Origin of the sequence: Affinundibacterium seohonense (assembly GCF_014284305.1) — a bacterium.
Taxonomy (GTDB): domain Bacteria; phylum Pseudomonadota; class Gammaproteobacteria; order Burkholderiales; family Burkholderiaceae_D; genus Undibacterium; species Undibacterium seohonense.
Genome location: NZ_JACOFW010000025.1, coordinates 19624 through 32706, shown reverse-complemented (window position 1 = coordinate 32706; position 13083 = coordinate 19624). Strand labels below are relative to the sequence as shown.

The following is a 13083-nucleotide window of genomic DNA, read 5'->3' as shown; positions in this document are numbered from 1 at the left end:
CCAAGACTATCTACGTTTCGATTCTAAATTGAAAAACGCCATCCACGAACGCGCAAAATCAGCATCAAGCTTGCAAAGATTCCAGTAAACATCAAAGCAAACAAAAGAGAACTCATATAGGCACCAAAAATTGGGCTCAAGAATTTAGTAAAGTAATTTGCATAAAAGACATCCATCAAACCAGTGGCGGCCAACAGGCAAGTCGCAACCCAAGAACCAGCGTATGCGGCGATAGCATTGACACCAAAGCTCAAACCAAATGCAGGGAATTTGGCGATATCAATCAATTGATGCATCAACCAAATCAACAAAAATGCGAAACCAGCCGTCCAGAGAACAAAAGAAGACGTCCACATATTCTTATTTAAGGGCAAGGCAGTGGCCCATATTAATGCCAAGAGAATCATGGGTACGCCAATCTGCCACAACCTTTGCGGTTTAGCCTGTCTCAACATTGCGCCAGCCTGCAGACCCAAGAGGACAGAAACTACGGCGGGTAATGTGCTAAGAATACCCTCTGGTTCTTGTGCGAGCCCAGTTTTTGGATCAAAACTATAGGCAAGTTGCCCCAAAATTCTGGTGTCAATTTGATCTGCCAAATTCGCGTGCGGTGAGTAAGAGCCAGCAAAGGCCAACAAGGCCCAATACCCTAAAAGTAGGCCAATGATAAGCATCCATTGCAGCCGTAAGGATCGAATGTAGATCATGACCATACCAGCCAGTAAGAAACATATTCCTATCCTTTGCAGCACACCAAGCAATCGAAATTCACGCCCTGGGATTAATACCATTGCAATTAAATGCAATGCAATCCCAAGCGCAAAAATTTTACTGGCACGCCACACAATACTTACCACCATGTCGTTCGCAGGCACACCTCGTTCCAATTTTGGTGTCATCGCCAAATGTAAAGACACACCGACAATCACTAAAAAGACTGGGAAAATGAAATCGGCCGGCGTTGTACCATGCCAAGTCGCGTGCTCTAGCCACCAATACACATGATTCCAGTCACCGGCATTATTCACCAACAACATTGCTGCAACGGCTAAGCCGCGCAATGCATCAATCGATAAAAATCGTGGACTTGCTTGCTTACTCAAACTCATGTCAATTCCAATTCATCAAAAAAATCATACTTACCTCTCTTCAGTACCGCTGGGCCAAAAGCCCTATTCTGCATTCCCAAACCGATCACCTACGATCAAATAAATGAAATCCCTACCAATACCAGTTGCGCTATATTCCTAAAAATCATCAACAACTAGGGAAATTTCGAACCACAATCAGCATCGACCGAAAGCGTTTTTCAACAAGCAAGGCAATCAAAAGCACAGCGAAATTTCGTATTTAAAATAATAGCTGACTAAAGTATAGTTGTATATTGGTACTTAAGTGGCATTAATTTTGTAAAACCAGTTGACCTCGACATGCGAGCCTAGTATGTTGCTAGCTATTCGAAATTTGTCACGCCGAAACTGGAGTCAAAACGATAAATCGATGCTGGCGGGAAGTCAGCAAATCCACTTGCCATCATTGATCCACCTTTTCCAACTATTTACAGACAAGTCCTAAATTTCATCGACAGTATTTGACATCGATGTCGTACAGCAAATTCAACCGGAGATTTCTTACATGAACGATAGCAAAGCCCGCCACCCACTGACTTGGGTGCCCACTTTATATTTCGCCGAGGGGCTTCCTTTGTGGGTAGTACTGATAGTCGCTGGCGTCATGTTGAAAAGCATGGGAATTTCGAATGAACAGATAGGACACTGGACCGGCACTTTGGTGCTGGCGTGGGCATTCAAGCCACTTTGGAGCCCATTGCTAGAGACATCTAGCAATAAGCGATTCTTCGTAGTGCTGTTTCAAATTGTTGGTGGCGTTGCACTAGGACTAATTGCATTGACCTTACAAGTTCCGAACACCATTGCGGTGACAGTAGCCTTACTCGGCGTTGTCGCCATCGCTTCGGCTACCCACGATATTGCGGCCGATGGCCTCTACATCGCTAGCCTTTCAACCAAACAACAAACTGCATTTGCCGGGTGGCAAGGTGCTTTTTATAATGCTTCAAAGTTCGTCATTTCAGGAGGTCTCGTCGTTCTTGCTGGAGATCTTCAAACAAAAATGAAACTCCCCCCCGAGCAAGCATGGTCAATCATTTTTGCCATCATGAGCGTTGGCTTGATTCTCATCGCTCTCTATCATCTTTGGGCATTACCTGCGAATCCAAAAACAAACTCGGCACCGACATCAATCAAAGAAGGATTCGCAACTTTGCTTGAAGTCATCGTTGATTTTTTCAAGAAGCCCGGCGTTTGGTTAAGCATATTATTTATTTTATTGTTCCGTGCCGGAGAAGCTCAAGTTTCAACGATTGCGCCATTATTTCTTCTAGACTCACGTGCGGCAGGTGGACTTGGCTTAACCACCGCTCAAGTAGGCTGGGCCTATGGTGCTGCAGGCACAATCGCTTTTATTGTCGGTAGTATCATAGGCGGCTATTTTGCTGGATGGTTGGGCTTACGGAGGGGCATGGTTTTCTTAATTATCGGCATGAATCTTCCGAACCTAGCTTTCTACTTCCTCTCAAGTACGATGCCCAGTGACTTAACTATCATCACCGGCGCTATCTTTATCGAAAATTTTGGTTTTGGATTTGGCTTTGTGGGCCTCATTCTTTACATGATGCAGGTTCTATCCGTCGGCAAATATCAAACAGCGCACTATGCCTTTGGCACTGGTTTTATGGCGCTAGGTTTGGTTTTATTCCGCACGTTTAGCGGAGATATTCAAGCAGCTCTCGGCTACAAAAATTTCTTTTTGTGGGTAATCATCTCAGCGATTCCGGTACTCATACTTTCACTTTGGATCGTCCCGAAGCAGAAAGAAGAATCCACAACAACAACAACAACAGCAAGCGATCTCTAAGCTAACATCAAAATCACTCATCAAAAGCAAAAAAGCCGACAGAAGTCGGCTTTTTTTAAATGGAACATATCAGAAGTTTTAAGCTTCGGAAAATTCAATTATCGGGATGCAGATCTAGGCACAAAGCGCAGCCATACCTAAGTATGGCGAGCAAGTGCAACAACGAGCTACACCCTAGAATTGGATTTAACGACGCTTAAAATTACATGTTCTCGATCATTACATCACCAAAACCAGAACAAGACACTTGCGTAGCGCCTTCCATCAAGCGGGCGAAGTCATAAGTCACTTTCTTGGCTGTGATCGCGCGCTCAGTTGCAGAGATCAACAAGTCAGCCGCTTCCAACCAACCCATGTGACGCAACATCATTTCTGCGGAGAGAATCAATGAACCTGGGTTCACATAGTCTTTACCAGCATACTTCGGCGCTGTACCGTGAGTTGCTTCAAACATGGCGATAGAGTTAGACAAGTTCGCACCTGGAGCGATACCGATACCACCAACTTGCGCAGCCAATGCATCAGAGATGTAATCGCCGTTCAAGTTCAATGTCGCGATAACGCTGTATTCTGCTGGACGCAACAAGATTTGCTGCAAGAACGCGTCAGCGATGGAATCCTTAACGATAATGTCTTTACCTGTTTTTGGATTCTTGAATTTGCACCATGGACCGCCATCGATCAATTCTGCGCCGAATTCTTTTTGCGCCAATGCGTATGCCCAATCACGGAAGCCACCTTCGGTGTACTTCATGATGTTACCTTTGTGAACGATCGTCACGGATGGCTTGTCATTGTCGATTGCGTATTGGATCGCTTTACGTACCAAACGCTCCGTACCTTCGATAGACACTGGTTTTACGCCGATACCAGAAGTTTCTGGGAAACGGATTTTCTTCACGCCCATTTCGTCTTGCAAAAACTTGATCAGTTTTTTGACTTGATCAGAGCCTTGTGCGAATTCGATACCAGCGTAGATGTCTTCTGAGTTTTCACGGAAGATGACCATGTCAGTTTTTTCTGGTTCACGTACTGGTGAAGGAACGCCTTTGAAATAACGCACTGGACGCAAGCAAACGTACAGATCCAACTCTTGACGCAAAGCCACGTTCAAAGAACGGATGCCGCCGCCAACCGGCGTTGTCAAAGGACCTTTGATCGAAACAACGTAGTCCTTCAACGCGCCTAAAGTCTCTTCTGGCAACCAGACGTCTGGACCATACACTTTAGTGGATTTTTCACCCGCGTAGATTTCCATCCAGCTGATCTTGCGCTTGCCGCCGTACGCTTTTGCTACCGCTGCATCAACAACCTTGATCATGACTGGGCTGATATCAACACCAGTACCGTCACCTTCGATGTAAGGGATAATTGGATTTTCAGGAACGTTCAATGAGAAGTCTGCATTGACGGTAATTTTTTGACCTTCTGCAGGCACTTTAATATGTTGATACATCGTTTTCTCCGTGGATACGTGCGATCAAGCGCTACACTATGCATTGGTAAATGTAGAATCGCGCTTTACTGTTAACATGTCTCGATGTCAGATACAAAATTCGCGCTATAACAACACTAAAAACGCAAACTCTTATATAAGACAGAAGACCACCATTTCGTATTATGCACTACTATTTTACTTGATGCCATAATTTTGCGACACTCGCGATTCCACTTTTCGAACGCTTTTAGCGTGCATTTTTACCGAATTACCGATTAGATCAATGAAACTTATCTTATTTAACAAGCCCTTCGACGTGATGTGTCAATTTTCATCACATCCGACTCGCGCAACTTTAGCAAATTACATTAAAACGCCGAATGTTTATCCAGCGGGTCGACTTGATGCTGACAGCGAAGGTTTGGTGTTACTGACGGATGACGGAAAACTACAGCATAAGATCAGTCACCCTGATTGGAAAGAAGCTAAAACCTATCTAGTGCAAGTCGAAGGTAATGCGACACCTGAACAAATTATTCGTCTTACACAACCACTCGACCTCGGTGATTTCACCACGCTTCCTTGCAAGGCTGTGCGAATCGCTGAACCAGAATGGATTTGGCCACGCAATCCACCTATTCGTGAGCGGGCAAACATCCCAACTAGCTGGCTCTGCATTATTTTATCCGAAGGAAAAAATCGCCAAGTTCGACGCATGACAGCCGCTGTTGGCTTACCAACATTGCGCTTGATTCGCAGTGGCATCGGGGAATATAGCCTTGCCAGCCATCCGTTATTGCCAGGTGAAGCAATAGATATCGTTGGCTAAAACCCGATCACAATTAAATTGAACGATTTTTTATGAGGATAGTCAGACTACAAGCCATTTTTACCATACGTCAAAACTATCCATGCTGAAGATCCCTTACAACAACTTGCTACTTTTATTTTGCTCAATAGTCTGCGCTCGTGAAGCGTTAGCGGCAGAGTCAACTTTAGAACGGCAACAATTCAAAATTGGCACCTATGCAATCGACGCAGAACTTGCACGCACCGCGGAAGAACGCCAACGTGGTCTAATGTTCCGCGAATCGCTTGCTGAAAATCAAGGAATGATGTTCCAGTTCACACAAGCGGATCACTATTGCATGTGGATGAAAAATACCTTAATTCCACTATCGATTGCGTTTATCGATGAGCATGGCAAAATCATCAACATTGAAGAAATGCGAGCCAATAGCGAACAAACCACCTGCGCAAAAAGCAAAGCGCGATATGCCTTAGAAATGAACGCAGGTTGGTACAACCAGCGTCAAATTATGGCCGGACAAAAAGTAGATGGGCTTCCGTTGGCAACAAATGCTCAATAAGCAAAAACACACGTATTCTTGTTTATCAAAGCAAATTCCAACGCAGCAGAAAAGACAAAAACCGCAATAAAAATTGCGGTTTTTTATGTCGTAAGTTGACTACAAGGCAGTCAACTTATTTACTACAATTGCACTAACGATGTCGGCGCAAGGCAAAAACAATTAAGCCAATGCTTTCAATGCAGAAGCTAAACGGCTCTTATGACGAGCTGCTTTGTTTTTGTGGATGATTTTTTTGTCAGCAATACGATCGATCGTAGAAACAGAGTTCTGAAAGATCACTGCAGCAGCAGCTTTATCACCAGCTTCGATTGCCTTACGAACAGCTTTAATCGCTGTACGCAAAGTCGAACGCTGACTAGAGTTGTGTGCATTTTGTTTAACTGCTTGACGAGCACGTTTACGTGCTTGTGCGGTATTTGCCATGAGATTTCCTAAACGTGGTCAACGCGACGGGTTCAAGATGTAAGTTCCTACCTACATGGCCGCGCCGCAAAATTCTGTACAGCTTTGCAGTATAACTGGTTTTAAAACCATGCGCAAGCCGCTTCTCGCTTTTATTGATTCCAAGCGCCATAAGACTGCAAAATCAATAATAAACCGAAACTTACTACCAACTCACGAGATTATCCCAAGCATTACAATAAGCGCTGCAGAACCCAATCGCAATCAAGCACCCAGGCTTTCCATAGGAGCTACGATGTCACCAGGCAGCATCACACTTACCGGCCAACACGCCAGACTTACGCCACTTACGCAAGATCATCTTACCGGTCTTCAAGCAGCAGCCAGCGATGGTCGGCTATGGGAACTGTTCTTCACCTCAGTGCCTTCGCCAGAAAATCTAACGGCTTGGTTCACGATCGCTTCTGAGCAACGTGATAAAGGACTAGCTCTGCCCTTCACGGTATTTGATCAGATTCAAAACACAGTAATCGGCACAACACGATATTGCAATATTGATAGCGCCAATAAGCGACTCGAGATTGGTTACACTTGGTATGCACAATCCTATCAACGCAGCGCAATCAATACCGAATGCAAACTTTTGTTATTAGCCCATGCATTCGAAATACTTGGCTGCAATGCAGTGGAGTTTCGCACCGACTGGTTGAATCAACGTTCACAAAAAGCCATTGAACGATTGGGAGCCAAACGCGATGGCGTGCTGCGAAGTCATATGGTTTTGCCGGACGGCCGAGTACGCGACACTGTGGTCTACAGCATACTCAAACACGAATGGATTGGCGTGAAAGCGAATCTGGAATTTAAACTCAAGCGCGCAGCTTCCGACATATCAACCTGAGAGAATAACCCGTGTTAATCGACTTTTTCTTCACTCTCAAAGACGCCAAAATCCCGGTGTCAATTAAGGAATTTCTGACTTTGCTTGAAGCTATGCAAGAAGGCGTGGTTGGCACTTCGGTCGACGAATTCTATTTTTTGTCGCGTACTATCTTGGTCAAAGATGAAGCAAATTACGACAAGTTTGACCGCGCTTTTGGTCTGTACTTTAAAGGAATCAACACAATTTTTGAGAAACATCCTGAGATTCCACTCGATTGGCTCAAGAAACGTCTTGGGCGCGAACTGACGGATGAACAAAGGGCCGCATTAGAAAAATTCGGCTACGATAAACTGATGGACAGGCTTAAACAATTACTCGAAGAACAAAAAGAGCGGCACGAGGGTGGTAATCGTTGGATAGGCACAGGTGGCACGTCGCCTTTTGGTAATGGCGGTGACAATCCTGAAGGCATACGCATCGGTGGTAAAAGCGAAAGGCGCTCCGCTGTGAAAGTTTGGGAGGCGCGCGCGTTTAAAGATTACGACACCGAACGTGAACTGGGCACACGCAATATCAAGGTAGCTCTGCGCCGCCTGCGTCGATTTGCACGACAAGGAGCAGAGGAGGAATTAGCCCTCGATGCAACGATCAAAGCGACGGCAAACAATGCGGGCTACCTCGATATCAAAATGCAAGCCGAACGCAAAAACAATATCAAAGTTCTGATGTTATTCGATGTCGGCGGCACTATGGATGATCACATCGCGCAGATTGAGGAACTGTTTTCCGCAGCGAAAACAGAATTCAAAAACATGGAGTTCTATTATTTTCACAATTGCGTCTACGACTATCTGTGGAAAAACAATCACCGCCGACATTCAGAAAAATTCCCAACTTGGGACGTACTACGCAAATACACCCCCGATACCAAGTTAATTTTTGTCGGCGATGCGACGATGAGTCCGTATGAGATTCTCCAACCCGGTGGATCAGTCGAGTACAACAATGAAGAAGCTGGCGCCACTTGGATACAGCGTTTCACTTCGCATTTTCCTAAGTATCTGTGGCTCAATCCCGAACCGGAAGGCATTTGGCAATATCGCCAATCGATCGATATCATGCGCAAGTTGCTGAGTAATCGTATGTTTCCGATTACCTTATCTGGGTTGGAGCAGGGGATGCGTTTATTGAGTAAATAGATAAGCAAGTAATTTTTTCTTAACGCAAATCATTCATGTTGCTTGAACTATTTAGCTCGGAATTAGAAGACTACCGTTGCGAGTCATTGTTGGGCTTCGCTTCGCTCAGCACCAACCTACGCAAACAACACATCATGTTGACCTTCTTTTTTGCTTTCACATCACAAAGAATTAAATTAACTGTACATAAAACCAGTGTTTCACATTACAATAATTCGTCAAATCCTCAGTTTTCCGTGTACGATAAAAAAAGAAACTCGTCGCTTGGACTCGGACAAAAGCAAATAAGCAAGTTAATACATTAATATTTCACCCATTTCATCGCATGGCAACTAAAAAAACCACAACCCCATCCGACTATAGCGAATCATCCATCCGTGTCCTGAAGGGACTGGAGCCGGTCAAACAAAGACCTGGGATGTACACCCGCACCGAAAACCCTCTGCATATTATTCAAGAAGTTATCGACAATGCCTCGGATGAAGCATTGGGTGGCCATTGTAAGAATATCCAAGTTACGCTCAATTCCGATGGCAGCATCAGCGTAGAGGATGATGGCCGCGGCATTCCAGTTGGATTACACCCAGAAGAAGGCGTGCCTACGGTAGAGATCGTGTTCACTCGCCTGCATGCTGGCGGCAAATTCGACAAAGGCTCAGGCGGCGCTTACGCCTTCTCCGGCGGTTTGCATGGCGTCGGTGTCTCCGTCACCAATGCGCTCTCCAAACGTCTAGAGATTACCGTTTGGCGTGAAGGTGGATTGCATAATCTCGTGTTTGCCAATGGCGATGTGATCGAACCATTGAGCACTCAGCCTTTAGGTCGTGGCGACAAGAAAAATGGTACCCGCGTTTCAGTTTGGCCAGATGGAAAATATTTTGATTCGCCGGCGATTTCTATTCCAGAAATGCAACGCTTACTGCGCTCCAAAGCGGTTCTACTGCCAGGCGTTAAAGTCACGTTCACTAACGCAAAAACCGGTGAAAGCCAAACTTGGCAATACGACCAGGGCTTGCGTGGTTACTTAACTGAAGCCTTAACGCAAGCTTCACATGGCGACTTAGTGATCCCTATGTTTGAAGGCGAACAATTTGCCAATGCTGACGCTGATGGTTTTGCTGAAGGTGAAGGCGCTTCTTGGGTCGTAGCATGGACCGAAGATGGTGGCGTCGTTCGTGAATCGTATGTGAATTTGATTCCAACGCCGGCTGGCGGCACCCATGAATCTGGCTTGCGTGAAGGCTTATTTGGTGCGGTAAAGGGCTTCGCTGAAATGCATTCCCTGCTGCCAAAAGGCGTAAAGCTTTTACCGGAAGACGTGTTCGCCCGCGCCTCTTTTGTGTTGTCCGCCAAAGTCTTAGATCCGCAATTCCAAGGACAAATCAAAGAGCGTTTGAATTCACGTGATGCAGTACGTTTAGTATCGAGTTTTTCCAAACCACCTTTAGAGCTTTGGCTCAATTCGCATGTAGAGCTAGGTAAAAAACTCGCCGAACTAGTGATCAAGCAAGCGCAATCCCGTCTGCGTTCTCTGCAAAAAGTCGAGAAGAAAAAATCCTCTGGTGTCGCGGTTTTGCCTGGAAAATTGACCGATTGCGAATCAAATGACATCACGCGCAATGAGTTATTTTTAGTCGAAGGTGACTCCGCAGGTGGCTCAGCAAAAATGGGGCGTGACAAAGAGTTCCAAGCGATTCTGCCACTACGCGGTAAAGTCTTGAATTCTTGGGAATCTGAACGAGATCGCCTGTTCGCGAACAATGAGATTCACGATATCGCGGTCGCAATCGGCGTTGATCCACACAGCGTCAACGATACAATCGATTTAACGAATCTGCGCTACGGCAAAATCTGCATTCTTTCTGATGCGGACGTCGATGGTTCACATATTCAAGTCTTGTTATTGACACTGTTCTTCAAACACTTCCCGCAGTTGATTGCGCGCGGCCATATCTGTATCGCCCGCCCTCCTCTATTTAGAGTTGACGCGCCAGCGCGCGGTAAAAAACCAGCACAAAAAATTTATGCGCTCGATCAGGGTGAACTAACGGCGATCGAAGATAAATTGCGTAAAGACGGCGTCAAAGATGGTGCATGGGCAATCTCCCGTTTCAAAGGTTTGGGTGAGATGAATGCCAACCAATTGTGGGAAACCACGATGAATCCTGATACGCGCCGTTTGTTGCCGGTATCTCTTGGCGAATTCGATCAAGAATTTTCTGAAGGACGTTTTAATATGCTGATGGGCAAAGGCGAAGCCTCTGCGAGAAAAGCATGGTTAGAAGAACACGGAAATGAAGTTGAGGCGGACATTTAGGTCAAAAGACTTTGCCGCAGAGGCGCAGATAGCGCAGAGTTTTTTTATGAGTGTCTTTACTCTTCGGGAACGTAAGAGATCTCAAAAGTTTTTCTCTGCGTAATCTGCGCCTCTGCGGCAAAACATGATTTTAAATATCTCTCAATCAAGCAAAAAGAATTAATTAAAGAATAAACTCAAAAGCAAATTATGAGCGAACAAGCAAATTTATTTGACGAAGCCCCGAACAATAATGGTGGCAATGATGGTGATAGCGAGACCTTGACGCTGGCGACTTTCGCTGAGCGCGCTTATCTTGATTACGCGATTTCTGTGGTCAAAGGTCGCGCGCTACCCGATGTCAGCGATGGGCAAAAACCTGTGCAACGTCGGATTCTGTATTCGATGAATGAACTCGGTTTAAACTCAACAGCCAAGCCACGCAAGTCGGCAACCGTGGTTGGTGACGTACTCGGTAAGCTGCATCCACATGGCGATCAGTCTGTGTATGACGCGATGGTGCGTATGGCGCAGGATTTCTCCTTGCGCTACCCATTGATTGATGGGCAAGGTAACTTCGGTTCACGTGATGGCGACGGCGCTGCGGCGATGCGATATACCGAAGCGCGCCTCACACCTATCTCTAAATTATTGCTCGATGAAATAGATCTTGGCACGGTTGATTTTCAGCCCAACTATGATGGCTCGTATGAAGAGCCCACTTTATTGCCAGGTCGTTTGCCTTTCGTCCTACTGAATGGCGCATCTGGTATTGCGGTCGGTATGGCGACTGAAATTCCTTCGCACAATTTGACCGAAGTGGCGAAGGCAGCGGTCGCTTTGATTCGCAATCCTAAAACCACACATGCTGAGTTAATGGAATTCATCCCTGGTCCGGACTTCCCGGGCGGTGGACAGATCATTACGCCAGCAGCTGCGATCAGCGATATTTATGCCAGCGGTCGTGGCAGTCTGAAAGTGCGCGCACGTTGGAAGATAGAAGAGCTGGCACGCGGTCAATGGCAAGCGGTGATTACTGAGCTTCCACCAGGCACCTCCTCACAAAAAGTATTGGAAGAGATTGAAGAGATTACCAACCCTAAAATTAAAATGGGTAAGAAATCTCTGTCGCCAGAACAAGTCAGTTTGAAGCAAGTGATGTTGTCGGTCCTCGATGCCGTGCGCGATGAATCTGGCAAGGATGCGGCGGTGCGCTTGGTCTTGGAGCCGAAATCCAAGAATCAAGATCAAGCCGAATTCATGCAAATGTTGTTAGCACATACGTCGCTCGAAACCTCAGCTTCACTGAATCTGGTGATGATCGGTGGCGATGGTCGTCCACGTCAAAAACCTCTTTCCGATATTTTGACCGAATGGATCACTTTCCGCTTTGAGACTGTCACGCGCCGTACTCAATTCAAGCTAAAAAAAGTCAATGACCGTATTCATATTTTGGAAGGCCGTGAAGCGGTACTGCTAAATATCGATAAGGTCATCAAGATCATTCGCGAATCGGATGAGCCTAAGCCTGCGTTGATGGACGCTTTCCGCTTATCGGATCGCCAAGCCGAAGATATTTTAGAAATCCGCTTGCGCCAATTGGCACGCTTGGAAGCTATCAAAATTCAGCAAGAATTGGCAGATTTACGCAACGAAAAAACCAGCTTGCAAAATCTCTTGGATGATCCTTCAGCAATGAAGAAATGCATCATCAAGGAAATCGAAGCCGATGCAAAACAGTTTGGTGATTCACGCCGCACGGTGATTGAAGAAGCGCAACGCGCTTCTATCGAACAGAAAGTCATCGATGAACCAGTGACAGTAGTGATCTCCGAAAAAGGCTGGGTACGCGCTCGCACCGGACATGAACACGATCCTGCTCAATTCACGTTCAAAGCCGGTGATAGTTTGTATGGTACCTTTGAATGCCGTACTGTTGATCAGCTCTTAGTATTTGGCTCAAACGGTCGCGTGTATTCCGTGCCTGTTTCTGCCCTGCCTGGCGCACGGGGTGATGGCGTGCCGGTCACGACTTTGATCGACTTAGCGAGTGGTTCGCGCATCTTGCATTACTTTGCTGGAAAAGCTGACACTGCACTCTTATTAGCTTCCACAGCAGGTTATGGCTTCACTGCTAAACTCAGTGACATGGTCGGTCGTATGAAGGCGGGTAAAGCATTTATGACTTTAGATGAAGGCGATGAACCATTGGCACCAACAACAATTTCTGAAGACGCCAGTGCAATTGCCTGCTTGTCTGAAAAAGGCCGTTTGCTTGTATTTGGTTTAACCGAAATCAAACAATTATCCAGCGGTGGACGTGGCGTAATTTTGATGGAATTGGAGGCGAAAGAAAAGTTGATTGCTGCGACTGCGATCAGTCAAAAAGGTGTCAAAGTCACAGGCATTGGTCGTGCGGCCAAACCTCAAGAAGTGAGTCTGAGCGCAAGTGGGCTTGCACTACACATAGGTAAGCGTGCGCGTAAAGGGAAAGTGTTAGAGTCTAAAATCAAAGCAAGCCATTTGCTTAAAAACTAGATCTGGCCGCTCACTCC

At 46.0% G+C, this 13083-nt stretch carries 10 protein-coding genes; 7 read left to right on the top strand and 3 right to left on the bottom strand.

The annotated features are described in order from the left end of the window. Positions 1–23: 23 nt before the first annotated feature. Entirely contained in the window at positions 24–1109 is a 1086-nt protein-coding gene (locus H8K52_RS17340) for an acyltransferase family protein (protein ID WP_186924170.1), read from the bottom strand. A 526-nt stretch (positions 1110–1635) separates the two neighbouring features. On the opposite strand from H8K52_RS17340, the gene H8K52_RS17335 reads away from it, so the two are divergent. Then, the gene (locus H8K52_RS17335; protein ID WP_186924169.1) at positions 1636–2937 is read left to right on the top strand and encodes an MFS transporter; all 1302 of its coding nucleotides are present in this window, start codon (positions 1636–1638) and stop codon (positions 2935–2937) included. 202 nt (positions 2938–3139) lie between these two features. On the opposite strand, the gene icd is transcribed toward H8K52_RS17335, so the two are convergent. After that, positions 3140–4393 carry an NADP-dependent isocitrate dehydrogenase gene (icd, locus tag H8K52_RS17330; RefSeq protein WP_186924168.1) on the bottom strand — a complete coding sequence of 418 codons (1254 nt, stop codon included), beginning with the start codon at positions 4391–4393 and terminating at the stop codon, positions 3140–3142. Positions 4394–4658: 265 nt separating this feature from the next. Between icd and H8K52_RS17325 the strand changes: the two genes are divergently transcribed. Together H8K52_RS17325 and H8K52_RS17320 are read left to right on the top strand one after the other, a co-directional pair. Next, positions 4659–5204: a pseudouridine synthase gene (locus H8K52_RS17325; RefSeq protein ID WP_186924167.1), complete on the top strand. Its 546-nt coding sequence runs from the start codon at positions 4659–4661 to the stop codon at positions 5202–5204. An 82-nt stretch (positions 5205–5286) separates the two neighbouring features. After that, entirely contained in the window at positions 5287–5745 is a 459-nt protein-coding gene (locus H8K52_RS17320; protein WP_186924166.1) for a DUF192 domain-containing protein, read from the top strand. A 162-nt stretch (positions 5746–5907) separates the two neighbouring features. Here H8K52_RS17320 and rpsT read toward each other — a convergent pair whose 3' ends face one another. Beyond that, on the bottom strand, positions 5908–6171 hold the full coding sequence (gene rpsT, locus H8K52_RS17315; RefSeq protein ID WP_186890178.1) for a 30S ribosomal protein S20: 264 nt from the start codon (positions 6169–6171) through the stop codon (positions 5908–5910). Between the two features lie 274 nt (positions 6172–6445). Here rpsT and H8K52_RS17310 point away from each other — a divergent pair, with 274 nt between their 5' ends. From H8K52_RS17310 to parC, 4 genes are all read left to right on the top strand, one after another. Continuing rightward, the gene (locus H8K52_RS17310) at positions 6446–7051 is read left to right on the top strand and encodes a GNAT family N-acetyltransferase (protein WP_186924165.1); all 606 of its coding nucleotides are present in this window, start codon (positions 6446–6448) and stop codon (positions 7049–7051) included. An 11-nt stretch (positions 7052–7062) separates the two neighbouring features. Then, entirely contained in the window at positions 7063–8232 is a 1170-nt protein-coding gene (locus tag H8K52_RS17305; protein ID WP_186924164.1) for a hypothetical protein, read from the top strand. 325 nt (positions 8233–8557) lie between these two features. Then, entirely contained in the window at positions 8558–10549 is a 1992-nt protein-coding gene (locus H8K52_RS17300) for a DNA topoisomerase IV subunit B (protein ID WP_186924163.1), read from the top strand. A 189-nt stretch (positions 10550–10738) separates the two neighbouring features. Further along, positions 10739–13066: a DNA topoisomerase IV subunit A gene (gene parC / locus H8K52_RS17295; protein ID WP_186924162.1), complete on the top strand. Its 2328-nt coding sequence runs from the start codon at positions 10739–10741 to the stop codon at positions 13064–13066. Positions 13067–13083: the final 17 nt, after the last annotated feature.

Bases quoted from the DNA above. Each gene is read 5' to 3' on its own strand.
- H8K52_RS17340 (WP_186924170.1), bottom strand. From the start codon at position 1,109: ATGAGTTTGAGTAAGCAAGCAAGTCCACGATTTTTATCGATTGATGCA.
- H8K52_RS17335 (WP_186924169.1), top strand. From the start codon at position 1,636: ATGAACGATAGCAAAGCCCGCCACCCACTGACTTGGGTGCCCACTTTA.
- icd (WP_186924168.1), bottom strand. From the start codon at position 4,393: ATGTATCAACATATTAAAGTGCCTGCAGAAGGTCAAAAAATTACCGTC.
- H8K52_RS17325 (WP_186924167.1), top strand. From the start codon at position 4,659: ATGAAACTTATCTTATTTAACAAGCCCTTCGACGTGATGTGTCAATTT.
- H8K52_RS17320 (WP_186924166.1), top strand. From the start codon at position 5,287: ATGCTGAAGATCCCTTACAACAACTTGCTACTTTTATTTTGCTCAATA.
- rpsT (WP_186890178.1), bottom strand. From the start codon at position 6,171: ATGGCAAATACCGCACAAGCACGTAAACGTGCTCGTCAAGCAGTTAAA.
- H8K52_RS17310 (WP_186924165.1), top strand. From the start codon at position 6,446: ATGTCACCAGGCAGCATCACACTTACCGGCCAACACGCCAGACTTACG.
- H8K52_RS17300 (WP_186924163.1), top strand. From the start codon at position 8,558: ATGGCAACTAAAAAAACCACAACCCCATCCGACTATAGCGAATCATCC.
- parC (WP_186924162.1), top strand. From the start codon at position 10,739: ATGAGCGAACAAGCAAATTTATTTGACGAAGCCCCGAACAATAATGGT.